Annotated in this window: 21 protein-coding genes; 1 reads left to right on the forward strand and 20 read right to left on the reverse strand. The window is 36.5% G+C overall.

The features are described 5' to 3' along the window. Nucleotides 1-253 precede the first annotated feature (253 nt). From NR125_RS26160 to dat, 19 genes are all read right to left on the reverse strand, one after another. A complete protein-coding gene (locus NR125_RS26160) occupies nucleotides 254-472 on the reverse strand; it encodes a hypothetical protein (protein WP_071158564.1) in 219 nt (72 codons plus the stop codon). A 174-nt stretch (nucleotides 473-646) separates the two neighbouring features. Then, nucleotides 647-769: a hypothetical protein gene (locus NR125_RS26165; RefSeq protein WP_256816449.1), complete on the reverse strand. Its 123-nt coding sequence runs from the start codon at nucleotides 767-769 to the stop codon at nucleotides 647-649. Continuing rightward, nucleotides 759-1,355, reverse strand: coding sequence for a hypothetical protein (locus NR125_RS26170; protein ID WP_071158562.1), 597 nt, complete (start codon nucleotides 1,353-1,355; stop codon nucleotides 759-761). The genes NR125_RS26165 and NR125_RS26170 overlap by 11 nt, the downstream gene beginning before the upstream one ends. 50 nt (nucleotides 1,356-1,405) lie before the next feature. Then, nucleotides 1,406-1,720, reverse strand: coding sequence for a hypothetical protein (locus NR125_RS26175; RefSeq protein ID WP_071158560.1), 315 nt, complete (start codon nucleotides 1,718-1,720; stop codon nucleotides 1,406-1,408). 681 nt (nucleotides 1,721-2,401) lie between these two features. Then, on the reverse strand, nucleotides 2,402-2,665 hold the full coding sequence (locus NR125_RS26180) for an EAL domain-containing protein (RefSeq protein ID WP_071158556.1): 264 nt from the start codon (nucleotides 2,663-2,665) through the stop codon (nucleotides 2,402-2,404). Continuing rightward, nucleotides 2,655-3,521, reverse strand: coding sequence for an EAL domain-containing protein (locus tag NR125_RS26185; protein ID WP_071158555.1), 867 nt, complete (start codon nucleotides 3,519-3,521; stop codon nucleotides 2,655-2,657). Before NR125_RS26185 ends, NR125_RS26180 begins: the two co-directional genes overlap by 11 nt. Nucleotides 3,522-4,044: 523 nt before the next feature. Further along, nucleotides 4,045-5,370 (reverse strand): helix-turn-helix domain-containing protein, encoded by a 1,326-nt coding sequence (locus tag NR125_RS26190; protein ID WP_071158554.1) that lies wholly within the window; start codon nucleotides 5,368-5,370, stop codon nucleotides 4,045-4,047. A 498-nt stretch (nucleotides 5,371-5,868) separates the two neighbouring features. Continuing rightward, nucleotides 5,869-6,054, reverse strand: a complete 186-nt coding sequence (locus tag NR125_RS26195) for a PfkB family carbohydrate kinase (RefSeq protein WP_071158823.1) — start codon at nucleotides 6,052-6,054, stop codon at nucleotides 5,869-5,871. Nucleotides 6,055-6,256: 202 nt separating this feature from the next. After that, nucleotides 6,257-7,222 (reverse strand): ABC transporter ATP-binding protein, encoded by a 966-nt coding sequence (locus NR125_RS26200; protein ID WP_071158552.1) that lies wholly within the window; start codon nucleotides 7,220-7,222, stop codon nucleotides 6,257-6,259. Further along, nucleotides 7,212-8,237: an ABC transporter ATP-binding protein gene (locus tag NR125_RS26205; RefSeq protein WP_071158550.1), complete on the reverse strand. Its 1,026-nt coding sequence runs from the start codon at nucleotides 8,235-8,237 to the stop codon at nucleotides 7,212-7,214. Before NR125_RS26205 ends, NR125_RS26200 begins: the two co-directional genes overlap by 11 nt. Before the next feature lie 13 nt (nucleotides 8,238-8,250). After that, a complete protein-coding gene (opp3C, locus tag NR125_RS26210; RefSeq protein ID WP_071158821.1) occupies nucleotides 8,251-9,255 on the reverse strand; it encodes an oligopeptide ABC transporter permease in 1,005 nt (334 codons plus the stop codon). A 2-nt stretch (nucleotides 9,256-9,257) separates the two neighbouring features. Further along, nucleotides 9,258-10,190, reverse strand: coding sequence for an ABC transporter permease (locus tag NR125_RS26215; RefSeq protein ID WP_071158548.1), 933 nt, complete (start codon nucleotides 10,188-10,190; stop codon nucleotides 9,258-9,260). A gap of 62 nt (nucleotides 10,191-10,252) precedes the next feature. Beyond that, on the reverse strand, nucleotides 10,253-11,911 hold the full coding sequence (locus NR125_RS26220; RefSeq protein ID WP_071158546.1) for a peptide ABC transporter substrate-binding protein: 1,659 nt from the start codon (nucleotides 11,909-11,911) through the stop codon (nucleotides 10,253-10,255). 31 nt (nucleotides 11,912-11,942) lie between these two features. Further along, complete coding sequence (locus NR125_RS26225) at nucleotides 11,943-12,839, reverse strand: alpha/beta fold hydrolase (protein WP_256816451.1); 897 nt, start codon at nucleotides 12,837-12,839, stop codon at nucleotides 11,943-11,945. A gap of 118 nt (nucleotides 12,840-12,957) precedes the next feature. Then, nucleotides 12,958-13,302, reverse strand: coding sequence for a DUF3899 domain-containing protein (locus NR125_RS26230; protein ID WP_071158542.1), 345 nt, complete (start codon nucleotides 13,300-13,302; stop codon nucleotides 12,958-12,960). A 58-nt stretch (nucleotides 13,303-13,360) separates the two neighbouring features. Continuing rightward, complete coding sequence (locus NR125_RS26235) at nucleotides 13,361-14,419, reverse strand: M42 family metallopeptidase (protein ID WP_071158819.1); 1,059 nt, start codon at nucleotides 14,417-14,419, stop codon at nucleotides 13,361-13,363. 44 nt (nucleotides 14,420-14,463) lie between these two features. Continuing rightward, the gene (locus NR125_RS26240) at nucleotides 14,464-15,396 is read right to left on the reverse strand and encodes a dipeptidase (protein ID WP_071158540.1); all 933 of its coding nucleotides are present in this window, start codon (nucleotides 15,394-15,396) and stop codon (nucleotides 14,464-14,466) included. 5 nt (nucleotides 15,397-15,401) lie between these two features. Then, the gene (locus tag NR125_RS26245) at nucleotides 15,402-16,118 is read right to left on the reverse strand and encodes a gamma-glutamyl-gamma-aminobutyrate hydrolase family protein (protein WP_071158538.1); all 717 of its coding nucleotides are present in this window, start codon (nucleotides 16,116-16,118) and stop codon (nucleotides 15,402-15,404) included. Continuing rightward, nucleotides 16,115-16,966 (reverse strand): D-amino-acid transaminase, encoded by an 852-nt coding sequence (dat, locus tag NR125_RS26250; protein ID WP_071158536.1) that lies wholly within the window; start codon nucleotides 16,964-16,966, stop codon nucleotides 16,115-16,117. Before dat ends, NR125_RS26245 begins: the two co-directional genes overlap by 4 nt. Before the next feature lie 256 nt (nucleotides 16,967-17,222). Here dat and NR125_RS26255 point away from each other — a divergent pair, with 256 nt between their 5' ends. Then, nucleotides 17,223-18,137, forward strand: a complete 915-nt coding sequence (locus tag NR125_RS26255; protein ID WP_256816453.1) for a LysR family transcriptional regulator — start codon at nucleotides 17,223-17,225, stop codon at nucleotides 18,135-18,137. Between the two features lie 144 nt (nucleotides 18,138-18,281). Here the strand turns inward: NR125_RS26255 and NR125_RS26260 are convergent, their stop codons facing one another. Next, complete coding sequence (locus NR125_RS26260) at nucleotides 18,282-18,527, reverse strand: magnesium chelatase domain-containing protein (protein ID WP_083390532.1); 246 nt, start codon at nucleotides 18,525-18,527, stop codon at nucleotides 18,282-18,284.

Raw genomic sequence — 18,527 nt, forward strand, 5'->3', positions numbered from 1 at the left:
CAGAAGTGTAAAATCTTATCAAGCAAAAACTGTCAACTTTATTCTAGCGTTCACAACCGGCTATTATGTCACTTCTAATATGAATCATCGATGTATAAGATTGGTTTATTGATGTATCAGTTACTTGATATAAAGGCATATTGTTATTCTTCTCCTTAAAACGAAAAAAACGCACTTAGCCTAAGGCTTAAGTACGTTCTTCGTCACTTATAATCGGTATTCAGATAATAAAATTATACATTATATCCAATAATTAGAAAAGCGCTAATTGTTCATATGACCTAGTTGGTTTATGAATAGCTATTTCTTGATTTGGATAGTAATTGAAGCTTAATACTGCTTCTTTAAGTAAATATGAATTCTCTATAGTGAGATTCAATACAAATTGTTTCTGTACAATTTCATTAAAAGCAAAGGAATTGAGCAACTCTTTCTTTTTCTTTTCTTCATATTCGTAAGCACTTTTATTCAACTGTATGACTGCCTCGATCTCGAATGTATGGAATAGTTCGGAGAGATCTAATGGCCGGGTTAAGAGCGCACGATAAGTCTGGATATATTGCTCAATTTTAGTTTTTAGGTGCCCCTCAAACTTTAGTTCACCAGCTTCAGCTAGACCACCCCTTTCACCAATTTTGTACCAATGTTAATAGGGCCAGCCAACAGCAAGGGTCTTCCATCCATCCTCTTCATGAACAATGGTTAGAATATCTTTTTCTCCAGAGCGTTCGCCTAATGAATAGGCAACCCTGTTCTTTTCAATGATCATATGATACCCTCCTATACTCGAGAAGTGAGGCTATCCAGAAGAAAATAAAAGTGGATCTCATCTTGATCTCGATTCCGGTAAATTTCCCCACAAAAAAAGACAATTCATCAAGTGTGCGAACAGTCTTCTCAAAGATTTTTCTTTCTTTGTTATAGTAATTAGTTCCTTTGTAAGTGAATTCAACTGAGTTTATCATCTCATCAATTTGAGCATTTAGTTCCTCATCCAAAATTTTATCTGATTTCTCAATGACAAAGCGGATTTGAAAATCATCTAAAATTTGTTTCATGTTTCGCGCATTAGCAATTTTCGAACGATAAAGTTTCACATAATCCTCGATAGACCACCATTTGCTGTCATTCCAGCCAACTGCTCTCTGCAGACGGCCGCCTTCTGTGGAACCTGCTCGTTTACCGATTTCTTTCCAAAGTTCTTTTTCTGTTCCTGCAGCAACCAGGTACCAGTCTCTACTCCTAAGATTTGAATTCAAATCATAACTATTACTATCTCCTTGTTTAATTAATAGGAGAAAGTTCTTTTTGAAATCCTTATACACAATTCGGTTGTATTCCAAAGTGTAACTCATTGTTCTGCCTCCTCATTAATAATTATTAGCCAGGATAATCTTAATGGTAATTATCCTGCAGCCACTCTTAATTTTGTTTGGCGAAGATCTTCCAGAACATAAATAAATTGCTCTCCTAAGCAGTACCCATTTAAAAAACGATAACGCTCTATAGGTTCCTCTGGATGTATAAATGGAGTTTGGATTTCTATCCAGTTGCCTAAAATATCCCCCGTTGCAGCATCATATTTTTGGTAGAACCACCTATGTTCCTGTTCCTTGATACAGTATCGATACCAGGAAACTATACCTGTTTTTTTATAACCTAAAGTGTCTAGGCCGCTCCCTGCTATAAAACTTATATCAACAAGGTAAAGTTGATACATAAAAATTCCTCCTTAAAAAAGTTTTGGTAAAAATAAAATAAAAAAAGCCCAACAAAGGATTCGTTAGGAATTACATAACGATCACTCTGTTGAGCGTTTTAATCTTAGTGAGTATCCTATTTCCGCATGGAATTAGGTAAGTGTGAGGTGATGAATTACTACTAAAATTCTAACATATTATTCCCATATAAGGTAGAAAATTTCATCTAAATGATCAAGCAATCATTTATGATAAAACTCAATATTTATATCAGCAAACACACCATACCGGTCCTTTAGATGCTTATAGTCTTTTGGAGATAATGTATGTATTAATAGGGAGCGTAAATGGGTCTTGCAAAGATCCATTTGTATTTGCCTATTTTGATCTATTATAGTGTATTTAGTTAGACCTATTTTAGAATTGCATAATTCACGTTGTACTGGAGGATTTATTTCCGATGGACCTTTCTGCAGCTTGCTATCCATATTGAGATAAGAAAGATGAAGTGGACATAAAGAAATTTTTGTCCAACCATTATCAAAAAATCGCAAAATTTTTAAAGAATTCACCCGGCAACCAACCTAACTACAACCTAAACTTCTAAACATAGTTATCCCCTTTTATTTTAATGCTCGCTTTCTAAATTAATTTTAACATCAGGTCTTAGGTTCAACAAATAAAGACACAAAGTAGCAATTCTACATTGTGTCTCCATGATAACTATCAAGAAATAAATGATTTCGATGATTGTAAATATATTGTTCTAAATGATTCTTTTCAAGCGGTTTACTATAAAAGTATCCTTGGTGGAAAGTGCAGCCTTTTTCTAATAAAGCATCCGCGGTTGTTTCATCCTCAATTCCTTCAGCTACAATTTCTATGTTAAGCTTTTTCGCAATATCAAGGATGATTTCAAGTATGAATTCATCCTTCTTAGATTTAAATAGGTTTTTACAATTCACGACCAATTTTTATGCCGGAGATAGGTAGTTTGGAAAGTGTCTGTATGGTTGAGTATCCAGTCCCAAAGTCGTCAATGACAATTTTTACCCCAAATTTGATCAGTTCTTCAATGTTCTGGAGCAAAATATTGCTCGCAGCTATTAGATTATGTTCTGTTATTTCTAGAACAAGAAGTGAGGGGTCCAAATTACACTTCTTCGATATTTTCACCAATTGTGAAGAAAAAGATGGTTCCATTAATTGATTGGCACTAATATTGACATGGCCAACTATTCTTTGACTATAATAAGTGTTCCACTTTTTTAGATCCATTGCTGATTGTTCCAAAACCCAATTACCTAATTCATGGATGTAGTTGCTTTGTTCTAATACTGGAATTAGTTCAGCGGGCGATACATTCCCTAATTGGGGATGATTCCATCTGAGTAAGGCTTCCACCCCAAAGAGTCTTCGTTCATCGTGACCAGCTGCTATAATAGGTTGATATTCAAGATGGAATTCTTTGCGTCTTAATGCATTCTTTAAGTTAGATAATATTTGAAATCTTCTTGAGAGGACGTTTTCATTGGTGTCGTATAAGTGGAAATAATCAGAGTCAAGGATATACCCATCGAAATATTCATTTCTTTTATTCTTATTTATGATGACGTTAAAAAATTGTAAGCCTGCCTTAAAAGTGAAGTGCACGTGCCCTTTGGCATTCAAGTGATTGCTGTAACTTAAAATAGTCTCTGTTAGATTTGGTGTTAGATTCAACTCAGTTAATTCATCTAATAAATGCCCAGTGTTTTCGACAATATAAACAGAGTCATGATCAAAGTGTATAAAAAAATGAGTAAAAGCCTGATTAAACATACTGCCTCCCCTTTCTTGAATTAAAAAAGTATATAAAAAAACCGCTTCATGATCTTGAAGCGGTTAATAGACATAGTTATATTATGTTGTCTTTTAAAATGAGAAGATAATGATTCTCCCGCATGGGTGAATCTTCCAGAATATAATAACATTTTATCAATATAAAAGAGATTTCACAAATAGTTTTTAAGGGTTAAATCCCTTTTCTGTCACATAGCCTGGAATACTCCATATACTTTTGTTGCTATCCTGAGCTTTTTGTTGAGCTGGCTTTAGTCATTTTCTATGTATTGAGTATCTGGCTCATAAACATAAGCCATTCTCGCTAGACCTTCACGTAGTAAAACCTCTTGGTATAATATATCTTTATCTACCCATATATTAGCCAGTAGTTAGTTGAGTACAGCCACTAATAACTAATAAAAATAATAAAATTATTATCAAATATGTAATTTTTTTCATATGTATTTTCTCTCCCTATTCTTATTATGAATAGAAAGAGGAGTTACCTCAAAAAGTGGTCTTAATAAAGCAAGTCAGGCATAAGCAAACTTAAAGTAATATGGTTGAAATAATTATTTATGAGCATGGAATCGTAGAAATTATCGGCTGCTTGTTTCCAATATGAAGTTTCATTCTCTTCTAATTTAGCAATTTGATAAAGAATGAGTCCTTTTAATACAGATGCTTGTCCATATTGTATTTGATTCATAGCCTTTTTCAGATAATCTAATTGTGTTTCATTATCATCTTCAGTTTGATTGTTAACAAGTGCTGCTAAATAAAATGTAAAAGCATGCATTGGATCATTAGGATACTTCGCTTCGTATACAAAGGCATGTTTTAAATAATTCATTGCTTTAGTAAAGTCTTTTTGTTTTAAGTAATGTAAGGCCATAGTTTGGAGTATGTTAGTTAACAGTATTGGATTTATATTCTCTGGAATTTTCTTAATCTCTGCTATATCCAAAATAAATGATTCGACTTCAATTAAGTATGTACCAAATATTTTAGGATGTTTATCATGAATATAAATAAAAAATAGGATCGTCTTTAGAAAAGTATCAAAATCTTTCACCTGAAAAAATTCATTTCTTAACTCAAAAATCTTCTCGATCGATTGATTGTAATCCCCCTCAAGTACATCAAGTATTGTTTTGATATATCGGATTTTCTGTTGATGAGGGAAGTTATTATAATTTATTTCACCTATTTTAAATCTCGCATCAATCACTTGCCCTTTAGTGGAATAAACGACAAGTAAGTTGAATAACACTGTGTTTGTCCACTGTTTATTTGTTGAAGTGTTCATTGCGTATTCAAACATTTCTTGAGCAGATGCGTAGTCCCCTAATGTAAAGTAAATGACTCCAGTGAGATTATACGCTTTAGAAATCAGTTCTTTTTCTATTTCATTTGATGGTTTTTCATTTTGAATATCGAATAAAAAGTGCATTGAGTTATGAAAGTTTCTTCCCTCATAACAATTAAGGGCCTTTAGATATTTTATTTGTAAAGGTAAAAACAAATCCTCTTTTTGTATTTTCTCTAAGCTTTCTTGAGCTAACTCACTTAATCCCATACGAATTAAATCTTCTATTCTAGCATAGGCAATTCGGGATTGATCTAAGAAGAATTTTTCACTTTTAGGTAGCAAATCTTGTAAAGAAATATTTAATTTAATACATATTTTCTCTAAGTCTTCTAGTGAAATCTCTCCAATTCCATTTTCAATATTGGACAGTTTTGCTATGGAACATATATTAGAACTTAATTCCTTTAAAGTCAGTTCTTTTTGTTTTCTAATCTTTCTAATATTCTGTCCAACTTTCACCTTATCAATATACATACATCTTCTCCTTTAAACCTCTCTACCATAAGTATATTCTTTTATGTTAAGTAGTAAAGGGGGATGAATTGATTATTCTTTCAAAAATTGGAAAAGTGAATTTCAGTGGTTGGTAAGATAGATAGAATTTTCCATACAAAAAAATGCCTCTTAAAAAAAGAGGGCATTGTTTGTAGAAAATTAAATGAATGTCTTTCAAATTAATAAGAAATATTCTAGGGTGGATACTTCTTTTTCTTTTACCTCCTAGGTTCTAAAAAATTCTAGGCTCCCTGGAAGCAAACATGAAAAACAGGATTATTAAATGTAAAGTAGTCAAAATTACTGCTATCTCAGTTATATATGGATATCCACCTATCTCCTGAGGATAAACAGAATAGGTTTGATCAATTAAAAATAAAAATTCAAATATTAATGATATGAACATGAAATAAAGGGTTAGAATATTCTCCTCCCATTTAAACTTTTTCCAACTTCTCTTGATATCTAATCTCCTGATTAACTCCTTGGCAAAAACATCATGACCGATGCATCAATAAATGATACGTCACCGCCTAGTCTGGCTGCGGCAACTGCCTGGTTAGCTCCCTTTCCGCCGGGAAACTGTTTACACGCTTTACCTATATTCGTTTCTCCCACTTCTGGAAAACGGCTTGTTTTGTTTTTTACCCCTTGAATTTTCATTAGTTTGATTAAAAACAGGATACCAAGAAATTGGTTTTCCAAATAAAGTAAAGCTGGAATGCCGGTATAAAGTCGAATTCATTTTTCCCCTCATTAGGGTCCAACCCACTCATCAAAAATACCCACCGAAACATGTTCAGTGGGCACTTCTTGTGAAACATACCTGTGAAACAAGAGAATTCGAGTGGTGCCTGGTACTACTTTAGTATAAGTGACACGCCACAAAGTGGTTTGCTTCTGCTTCTTTCCACTCCGGAACGGCTTCCTTGCAAATGTCCATTGCATGGCGGCACCTGGTGCGAAAGCGGCATCCACTGGGAGGGTCGATCGGACTGGGTATATTTCCCTCTAGAATAATTCTTTCTCTTGTTCTTTCAATTTTAGGGTCAGGAACTGGAATTGCCGATAGCAGTGCCTCTGTATAGGGATGAAGCGGCTTATGGTACAAAATATCACTTGTGGTCAGCTCTACTATATTGCCTAAATACATGACAGCTATTCGATCGCTTATATGCTTTACCATAGCTAAATCATGAGCAATAAATAAATACGTCAAACCTCTTTCATTCTGTAAATCCTTAAGCAAGTTTACGATTTGAGCCTGGATGGAAACATCCAATGCGGCGATTGGCTCGTCAGCTATAATGAATTCCGGATTAACTGCTAATGCTCGTGCTATGCCAATTCGCTGGCGCTGTCCTCCGCTAAATTCATGCGGATACCTTGTAGCATGGGTTTTATTTAATCCTACCAATTCAAGAATATAGTACACTTTTTCTGCCCTTTTAGAAGGATTTAGCTCCGGCTCATGAATAAGGATACCTTCTGAAACGATCTCCATAACCGTTTTTCTTGGATTGAGCGAAGAATAAGGGTCCTGAAAGATCATTTGCATTTTCTTTTGAAAGCTTTTCCTCTGTTCCTTTGACCTTTTTTCTTGTAAGCTTACACCATCATAAATGACTTGGCCAGATGTCGGATCATACAGCCTAATAATGGTGCGGCCTAAAGTAGATTTGCCACATCCTGATTCTCCGACAACACCCAATGTTTCCCCTTTAAAAATTTGCAGAGAAACACCGTCCACAGCCTTCAAGACCTTCCCTTTATTTAAGTGAAAGTGTTTAGTTAAATTGTTGATTTCTAACAACGTATCCTTACGTTCCATATTTAACCTCTCCCAATTCTGCTTTAGGCATATATTTTTGTGCTCTTTGATCCTGCAACCAGCAAGAAACTGTATGTGTACGGGTAATGGCAGAATTCTCTGGGCTGAATTGTTGGCATACCTTCATTGCATACGGGCACCGTTCCACAAAAGAGCACCCCTCCTTTATTTGGCTGACATCTGGAGGAGAGCCCGCTATAGGAACCAGTCTTTCTGAGCGGCCAGCATGGAGCTTAGGCATAGATGCTAAAAGTCCCCAGGTATATGGGTGCTGGGATTGATAAAAAATATCGTCTGCTGTGCCGATTTCAAGAATTTCGCCTGCATACATAACAGCTACTCGATCAGCCATATTCGCTACCACACCTAAATCATGCGTAATCAGGATAATAGAGGTATCTAATTTCTTTTGTATATTTTTCATCAAATCCAGTATCTGGGCTTGAATGGTTACATCCAGTGCAGTTGTCGGCTCATCAGCAATTAAGATTTTAGGATTGCACGCTAGAGCTATAGCAATAACAACTCTCTGCCGCATGCCTCCAGAGAATTGATGGGGAAATTCCTTCAGCCTCTCTTCTGCATTCGGAATACCAACTAAGTCCAGCAGCTCAATTGCCTTGATGTATGCCTCTTTTTTCGTCATCTTTTGATGATGTCTTAAACCTTCGGCAATTTGCTTTCCAATTGACATAGTCGGGTTTAGAGACGTCATTGGATCCTGAAATACCATGGAAATTTCGGATCCGCGGATTTTCCTCATATCCCGCTGGGGCAATTTAACTAAATCCTTACCACTATACTTAACCTCTCCTCCTTTTATAAAGCTATTTTGTTTGGGAAGAAGCTTCATAATTGTTTTGGCAGTAACTGATTTCCCCGACCCTGACTCGCCCACAATTGCTAAAGTTTCACCCATATTCAGATTAAATGTAACTCCCCGGAGAGCATTAAATTCTCCTGCGTAAGTCCGGAAAGACACGTTAAGATTTTTTACGGATAGGATTGGTTCCATTTCCCTTTCCTCCTTATCTTCGCATTCTTGGATCTAATGCATCCCTCAGACCATCCGCCAACAGGTTAAAGCTGATCATAATTGTACTTATGACAATTGCCGGAAAGATCATTTTATATACAAAGAGCTTCATAGATTTATAGCCATCATCGATTAAAATACCTAAGGAAGCGAGCGGAGGCTGAAGCCCTAACCCAATAAAACTCAAAAATGCTTCAAAAAAGATAGCCGTCGGAATCGTAAACATTAATGTAACTATAATAGGCCCTAATGTATTAGGAAGCAGATGTTCTGTTAACAGTTTCCGGTTGGATGTTCCCAATGTTCTTGAAGCCAGAACAAACTCTTGCCCTTTCAGCTGTAAAATTTGGCCCCGTACCACTCTTGCCATTCCTACCCATCCGGTTATAACCATGGCTAGTGTGATAGAAATAATTCCAGGTTCCAGAATTAGGATAAACAGTATAATTAAGATAAGATTCGGGATACCTACAAGGACCTCAATTATGCGCTGCATAATGTTATCAACTTTTCCTCCATAGAATGAAGAAATACCTCCATAAGCAACACCAATAATAAGATCGAGAAATGCCGCTAATAAAGCAATATAAAGTGAGATTCTTGTACCAATCCAAACTCTTGTCCAAATGTCTCGTCCAAACTGATCGGTTCCAAACCAAAATTGTTCTTTTATCCCTCTTGCTTCATATTGGTCAACACCATTAAAGTCTTTGCCATTAAATCCAAGCCATTCAATTCCTGCAGCCTTAGGGGGCAAATTAGCGTATTGGATATTTTGCTCGTCATAAGAAAATTGGGAAGTCATTGGCCCGATGATCGCCATCGCAACAATTAACAGAATTAAGATTAACCCTATAATGGCACCGCGATTTTTCCGCAAGCGAATCCATGCATCCTGCCAAAAACTAATATGATTACTTGTTAATCCTTCATCCTTATCTTTGTTTGCAGTCGGTATCGGTACAAACAAATCATCCGGAATGTCATTGGAGACCATCTTCAATGCTTTATCCCCCCATCAAGTCTTATCCTAGGATCAAGAACCCCGTATAGTAGATCAACAATAAAGATCACTGTAATAAAAATAACGCTGTAAAAAATTGTGATCCCCATAATAACACTATAGTCATTAATTAATATGGAATTAGTAAATTGTTCTCCGATACCCGGTACAGCAAATATTTTCTCAATGACTAACGTACCAGTTATGATACTAACTGCTAATGGAGCCATCATTGTTAACACCGGGATGAGTGCATTACGGACAACATGCTTAATAATAACTTGACTTCTATTAATGCCCTTTGCTTCTGCTGTTATTACATAATCATGGCCTAGTACCTCGAGCATCTCCGTCCGGATATATCTCGCAACAGTGGCCATCACTAGAACAGATAATGAAATACTTGGCAGAATGGTATTTTGGTATCCTTCCCATAATGCAGGCGGCAGCCATCCAAGCTTAACTCCGATGAAATACTGCAAAAGTGCTGCAAACACAAAGGAAGGGATGGACATTCCTAAAACGGCAAGGAATACTGAACCGTAATCATATATGGTATTATGTCTAAGTGCAGAAATAATTCCCAATAACAATCCTGCAACTGTTCCTAGCACTAAGCCTTGAAATCCTATTAATGCTGAAGGGCCAATCCGTTCCCCGATAATGCTATTTACTGAACGGCCTTCATATTTAAAAGAGTCTCCTAAATCTCCTTGAAGCAAATTGCCAAAATATTTTACATATTGGATGGCAAGCGGCTGATTCAGCCCATATTTTTCATTTAACTGCTCGATTTGCACTTCCGTTAACTCTTCTGCATTACTGTATGGAGTTCCGGGCAGCAGCTGCATTAATAAAAATGTAAGCGATATGATGATAAATAAAGCCAAAAGCATATACGCTAGTCTTGTCCAAAGGTAACGTCCCATTTGATCACTCCTGGTTTTTTACTTAAATGAGGATGCATCAGCAGATACATCCTCATTTTTGATTATTTACCCTCTATAGTTATCCACTTATAACTGTACTCAGGCAATGCCGGATGGGATACAAATCCTTTAACATACGGCTGCTGAATAACTGAAACCGCTCCTTGATACATTGGTCCGATAGCAGCATCTTCAAATAAAACCTTTTCTGCTTCAAGCATTATTTCATATCTTTTTTCTAAATCCAGCTCCGATTTAGCCTTTTGAATCAGCTCATCGTATTGAGGATTCGAATAATCCATACGATTGAAATTCCCGCCTGTTTCAAACATTTCCAAATAAGAAATTGGATCGGTATTCAAAGGAACGTAGGTAGAAATAGAAATATCGTATTCAACAGCTTTTTCCAGCTCAAGACGCCGCTGGAATGGCTGCACTGAGATTTCAATTGTTAATCCCGGCAAATTCTTTTCAATCTGACTTTTAAAATATTCAGCAATTGCTCTGGAATCTGTAGCGTCAGCTGCCAGAATGCTAAGCGTGACTGAATCCTGGCCTATTTCTTCTAATCCCTGCTGAAGTGACTTCTTAGCATCTTCAATTGTTCCAGTAAAATCGCCGTTTACCTCCCGGAACTCTTTTCCGGATGGTGAAGACGGTGCACTTTCCGGCACTAAATAGTATGTTGGTGATGAACCATTGTTTAAAATAACATCTGCAAGACCCTTTTTATCCCAAGCCATATCAATGGCACGTCGTATATTCTCATTTGACAGCGCAGCGTTATTATGGTTAAAACGGAGGAATCCTAAGGTTCCCCGATTTTCAATGCTGTAGTTAGGGTCCTCTTTGTATTGATCTACATAAGCAGAAGAGATTTCAACACGGTCTACTTTGCCCGTGTCATATAAATTGATAGCTGTTGACTCTTCCTTGACTACAAAAACATTAATTTCATCAAGCTTAACTTCTTCATTACCCCAATAATTCTCGTTTTTCTCATATTTCCACCCTTGATCATGCTTCCACTCTGTAATCACAAAAGGACCGTTATAAACAGCTTGATCAGCTTCCAGGCCATAATTCTCCCCTTGACTCTCCACAAATTTTTGGTTTACAGGAAAGAATGGGCTAAACAATAAGAAGGAAGGAAGTAGCGGGCTTGGATCAGATAAGGTTACAACCAGTGTTTTGTCATCCTTTGCTGTAACACCAAGCTCATCCGGTGACTTCTCGCCATTTGAAATACTGTCTGCATTAAGGATTTTTGCATTTACAAATTGATACGCATAAAATCCAGTTTCTTCAAATGTTCTCTTCCATGCAAATTCATAATCATGAGCTGTAACAGGATCGCCATTACTCCATTTATTTTCTCTTAAAATAAAAGTATGGGTTAAACCATCTTCACTTACTTGATGATCCTCTGCTCCTGTAAGGACAGGCTTGCTATTCTGATCAAGTCCGTATAGTCCTTCAAAAGTATTTGATAAAACGTTATTCGAAATTGTATCGTGGGCCTGCATAACATCCAATGTTGCAATGTCATCATCTTCAATCAAATTTAACACCTGAGATGATGGAGTTTCAGCCGATTCTGATCCGGTATTGTTTTGCTCCTCCGAAGAACTTGTACTCTTTGATCCGCTAAAATTGCAGGCAGAAAGTATTAATGTGAAAATAGAAAGCAGCACTAACACTTTTATTTTTTTTATTTTCAACTAAATTGGCCCCCTTTTCTGAATTTAATCTTTAAATGAATTGCACTTTATTCACTAATTCTTCGTTAACGAAACTGTTAACTGTTGAAATAAACTTATCATTCTCATCCTTTAAGACACTGTGACTGCTATTTTCAAAAATGACTAGCTTGCTATTCGGTATCTGTTCATTCATTAAAATAGATGCTTCTATTGGAGTGATCCAGTCATGTCGGCCCCCAATAATCAAGGTAGGAATTTTATAAGATGATAAGCTTTCTGTGACATCAAACTCACGTAAAAAGCCTGCAAATCCTTCATTTAAAGCTTCATAGGAGCGGTTTGATCTTTGCTGGGCATTCTTTCTGGCTTCGACTGCATCTGGAGTATCCTGGTAGCTATAGGTATAAAGCGGGGCCATTACCTCGTAATATTTATACTGCTGTTCATTTGACACAAATGATCCGTCCCAGAGAACTTGAGCCATTTCTTGCTGTTCTGATGTGCCTCTTTCCTTTACAATTTCCTTTGCTCTTTCTATAAATTTATAACTTGGGGCTGTAACCACTAATATTAATCCTAATAGGTGTTCTTGATATCGTCTGGCATATTCCATTGCTGTCATTCCGCCGTACGACTGTCCTAGAAGCACAATTTTTTCCAACCCTAAATGTTTTCTTAAAGCTTCAATATCCTCAACATTATTATCCAGCGTGTAAGTTGACCGGGGACCTTTTTCCGATTTCCCGCTGCCGCGATTATCGATATAGACAAGCTGCATATGTTCGGCTAATGGGCTTAGCCCAGGTTTGAAGCCAGTATGATCCCCTCCAGGACCTCCATGGAGAACAAAGCAAACTGGCTTTTCTTTCATTCTTGGTCCTTCAGGAACAAAACCGGCACCCTCAATATCAAAAAATAGTTTTATACCATTTACACTAGCAAACAATGATAATCCCTCCTATTTTATAGGTAATTAATTGTTGTTTATATTAACATAATTCAGACTATTTTTTATATTAAAATTTTTTATGTCTGCTATAAAAGAATTCTATGCAATAGATTGATCATAAAAAGATCGAGACAAAAATAGAAAGGATCAGTAGAATGATTCCTGAAATCAGAATAGGCATCGTATATAAAGATTCAGCAACATAAGGGATTGTTTTGGTATTTCTTCTCTCAATCTGATCAGCCATTCTATTTATTTTGTCAAACGATCTTATAAAACTCTTAAAGCTATCCAATAATTTGTTAAAGATACCCTTTTGAATAATCAGCATGACACTGCCCGTCAGAAAAATCATAAGGGATATGACAAAAATAGTGTTGATAATCTTTAATAAAGTGATTGTTCCTGAAGCAGAGACATAGACAAAAGAAATTGCGGGAGCCAATATGATTATAAGCAAAATTCTAGTAAACAGATTAATAGAGGAATCCCCCCTTACCAATAAATTATAGGCAATATTATTTTTGCCGGGATACTTCTTCAATGAAGTGAAGCAATAGGGAAATCGTATCCATAATATCATCAATGGAAGCCATCTCATGTGCATGAACATATCTGGTGGGAACTGATATTCCGCCTGAAGGAATCCCGCCTCTTTCCAGGTGTATGGTCGCAGCATCCGTAGAACCAGCAGGGAACACTTCTAATTGATAATTTATGTCATTACTGGAAGCTGCCCTTTTTAATAAATTGACAATTTTAGGTGATGCAATCATGCCGGTCCCATTTGGGATTCGATCCATAAGTTTGATTGCCGGTCCTTTATCAAGCTGAGAGATATATTCGTGTGCAGGAATTTGAGGCGTATCATTTGCTACCGTTATATCAAGGGCAACTGCCATATCTGGATCAACTGTAAACGCAGCTGTTTTTGCGCCTCTGCAGCCCACTTCTTCTTGAACAGTAAACACTGGATATAAATTTAGTGTCTCAATTCCTGTTTCTTTAATGATTTTCATTACTTCCAGCAGAATAAAGACTAATAATCGATTGTCCAAAGCTTTTCCTACTACTCTATTTCCTATTACATTAAATTCGTAATTAATAGAAACCATGTTACCGATCTCTATTCCGAGATTCTCAAGCTCACTCCTGCTTTTCACACCCGCATCAATAAAAAACTCACTTACATCCGGGATTTCGGTCATAGCTTTTGGTCTGCCAGGATTGATACTATTAATAAGGCCCTTTATTGTAGCTTTTTCCGTCTTTATCAAACAGGTTCTAGCAAAAAGGTTTTGAGGTCTAACCCCTCCAATCCGTTCTGCATAAAGGAAACCTCTATCATCAATGTGCCTTATCATTAACCCTATCTCGTCAAGATGTGCAGCAATCATTAATTTTTTCTTTCCTGATCCATGCTTTACACCAATAATATTCCCTAGAGGATCAACCTTTACTTCATCTATGTATCCTTCAAGTTCTTTCAGTACATAGGATGTAACCTCATCCTCATAACCGGATACGCCATGCAGATTGCATAGCTGTTCCAGTTTTGTGACGATTTTTCTTTTCATTTTTTCGCGATCAAAAAAATGCATGATTCAGTCCCCTTTCAATTTTACAATCTGCAGCCTGGGCGATGGTTAAGAAAGTTATTAAAGGCAAAGCCCCTCACTTCCTCTTCCTTATAAAGCTTTAGAAGCTCATTAATAAGATTTTGGTATTTTGATGTGTCCTCTAACCGATTAACAAAGGAACTAATTCCGTCAAAGTCAGATCCTAAGCAAATATCTTTTACGCCTCCTAAACTGCAAAAATGTTCAATATGTTTAATTAGATCTGAAATTTCAGGAGTGCTCCATTGTTTTATGAAGTCCGGACAAAAGACAACACTAACGAAGCCATTTTTTTTAAATAAAGCTTGTGCCTGCTGGTCTGTAATGTTTCTTGGATGATCACATATAGTACGGGAATTGGAATGACTTGCCATAGGATAGTCAGCAATATCCATGACATCCCAAAATCCTTTTTCACTTAAATGAGAAATATCGGTAAATACATGGTGCTGATTATTCAATTTCACAACTTCCTTACCCCACTCAGTCAGACCTGCTCCCCTTGGTTCGCCTACCCCATCCGCACAAAGGTTGGCATTATTCCATGTCAACCCGATTGACATGACACCCAATTCATATAAGGTATTTAATTTATTTATATCGTTGCCGAAAGCATCTGCACCTTCTAATGTAAGAACAGCTCCTACCTCATCTTTTTTTAGTTTATCGATATCCTGCCAAGCAGATACTTTTTTCAGTTTTGGATTTGCAGCAAGAAGCTCTGTATGAAAAATATTTACTTGATCAAGGGCTGCTTGAAACTTTTCATCGCTTTTTACTTCCGGCTCTATAAATACAGCAAAAAATTGAACACCTACACCGCCAGCACTAATTCTCTCCAAATTTGTTTGAAGCTCGTTTGAGTCAGCATATTTCAGTTTTGGGTTTTTATAAATTTTATATAATGCATCACAGTGTGTATCAATGATTTTCATCAGATTTATACATCCTTTTTATTTTTACATGCATTAACAAAGTGCTGAAAAATCAATAATGAGGGTTTATCATGCTTTTCAGTCAAGCATTCAGGATGCCATTGGACTCCCAGCACAAATGAATGTTTTTTACTTTCAAATGCTTCTATGACACTATCATTTGATATGGCACTAACCTCAAATTCTTTTGGCAGTTCTCTTACTGCCTGATGATGAAAACTGTTCACCTTTATCCTATCCGTTTGGACGATTTTATATAATAAGGTATCTTTCTTAACACTCACAAAATGGGATGCATGCCATCTAGGTGCTTTTTGAGAATGCTGTAAAATCTCACCTTCCATCTGAAAATAAATATCTTGATACATATCCCCGCCAGCTGCAATCGCCAGTATTTGACACCCTCTGCAGATACCCAAAACTGGTTTATTGTGATCTAACATTTTAGTTATGATGCTCATTTCAAAGGAATCTCTTTCAGGACAAATGCTCCCTAAGTGCTGATGAGGTTCCTCACCGAACAAAGTTGGATCAATGTCGCCTCCTCCGGTTACAAGAAGTCCATCTATCTTTTCTATCAGCTGATTAATATTTTCCTCAACCAAATAATTCGGAACAACAATAGGAACTGCTCCTGATTCTGTTAATGCATCAATATTATCCATTGAAAGGGTAAGAAGCTGATCGTTCAAATTGGAAGTGACACCAATAGTCGGCTTCATTTATTTACCTCTCTAGTTACATATAATCTTTGAAATGCCTGGTGGAGCTCTAGTGTGATCCGTCCCGGATTTCCGTTTCCTATTAATTTGCCATCCACTGACCTAATTGGAAGTATATCTACTGAGGTGCTCGTTAAAAATGCTTCATCAGCTTCCTTTAAAAATTCGGGTGTGAAATTCTCCTCTAAATACTTCATTTGCGTATACTTTGCTGCCTGGAGTATAGCCTGTCTCGTGATACCTGGAAGAATATTGCTGGTTAATGGGGTTGTATATATAATGCCATTGTTAACGGCAAAGACATTGGTGCTTGAGCCTTCCGTAACCTTTCCATCCCTTACCTGGATTGCTTCAAAGCTGCCTGAATTTGCTGCAATCTGCTTTGCCATTACGTTTGGCAGCAAATTCAGCGACTTCACGTGGCAATTAGCCCAGCGTTCATCCCTTAAAGTGATGGTGCTTATACCCTGTAAATAATATTGAGCCGGAATTTCTTTTGATGGTTTTACCGTCATCGTAAAAGAAGCAGAGACATCAGGAAAAAGGTGGTTTCTTGGCGAGACTCCCCGAGTGATTTGAACATAAACTTCAGCATTCTTTAACCCCGATTGATGAATCCCTTCCATAATAATTCCTTTGATTTCAATAATTGTATATGGAAGCTCTAACAATATGGAGGACGCACTATTTTCTAAGCGGATTAGATGTTCGTCCAGCAAAATGGGTTTCGAATCAATAATCTTTATTACTTCGTATATCCCATCACCAAATTGATGACCGCGCTCCTCAATTGGTATGACTGCTTTATAAATATCAATAAATTCTCCATTAAAGAAACCGATACTCATAATAATTTCCTCCTGATTTTTTTGATTTGTTTTTTGACACTACTACTGATAGTACGCTGATATTTCCTAAATTGTATTATTGCTTTCATACGCCTTGCCCGCTGCCATCGACCATAAAATTAACAGTTTTTTGTAACTATACAGAAAATTTGGTATATTATTTTTATTATTAATATATTTCAATTATCGAAGTAAATCCAATAGAACTCTTTAATAAGGGTCATTACATCTTTTTATAGAGAGGATAGATCATTAGATGAATATAGAGCAATTCGAAGCATTTGTATATGTATCAATGACAGAAAACTTCAGTAAAGCAGGTGAAATCCTTTATATTTCTCAACCCTCTGTTAGCGCCAGAATTAAAACCCTTGAAAATGAAATTGGCTATACTTTATTTAATCGAAATGGCAAAAATGTAAAACTAACAAAAGAAGGAGAAAAACTTCTTCCCTATGCAAAAAACATTTTACAAAACATTCAAGAGGGTATACTCGCTATTCAAAAAACAAATAGTAAAACAGAAGGAGAAATTAGTATTGCTACAGTACTTACAGTAGGCAATTATATTTTTCCCTCCCTCGTAAATGAATTTTTTCAATTATATCCGAGTATAAAACTTGTTGTTCAAACAGGCCATTCCCCAAATGTATTAGATATGGTTCTAAACCATGAGGTACCGCTTGGCATTTGCCGATCTGTAAGCCACCCCCAAATCGAAACTATCCATCTTTTTGATGATGAAATGGTTCTAGCTATTTATCCAGAGCACCCCTTTTATTCCAGAAAAACCGTAACCATTCAAGAGGTAGCTATCCAGCCGTTATTTTTATTTAATCGAGGCTCACTAGATTGGGCACTAATCAACAATGCGTTTAAAAGCATGAGCGAAAAACCCAATGTTATTATGGAAATAGATAATATCGAAATGGTACAGCAAATGGTAAAAAAACAGATGGGCATAGCGCTTTTGCCTCGATTTTCCATTGAAGAAGATATAAAAGCAAATAGACTTGGAATAGTAAAAATAGAGGAACTCCCCCTGCTTAGCCGCCCGCTTCAACTAATTTATTTAAAGGATTCAAAAATTGATGGTGTTTTAAGAATATTTGTCGACTTTTTAATTAGGAAATTTAGTAACCTTCATGTAGTAGAGCATAAAATAGGTTAATCAAATGCTTCAGAATTAATTAATAGGAACCTGCCACTACCATAAAAAAACCGAGCTGAGTTCCAGATCGGTTTTATAGTATAAAAGTGAAACCAAATGAGGCGATTGGTAGAGTCGGATCGTCTATTGGCAAAATGAAGAATCCTATAAAACAGCCGGGGGCATTCCTTCCAGAGACAGGATCCTGCCATCCAATGAAAGTGAACCGATGAATCCGGTATGTTCCGGAATGATTGGTTTGAGCTCTTTTAAACTGACTAATATGCTTATGGCCATGGCAAGATCAAACAGCGGCCCATTTTTCTTAAGTTCTGCCGATGACAAATGAATAATGATTTTTTGACTAGAAAGAGAATATCCTTGTGAGTGAAGCGCAGCAGCTACCCGCAA

Source organism: Cytobacillus sp. Bac17 (genome assembly GCF_024519925.1).
GTDB lineage: Bacteria > Bacillota > Bacilli > Bacillales > Cytobacillaceae > Cytobacillus > Cytobacillus pseudoceanisediminis.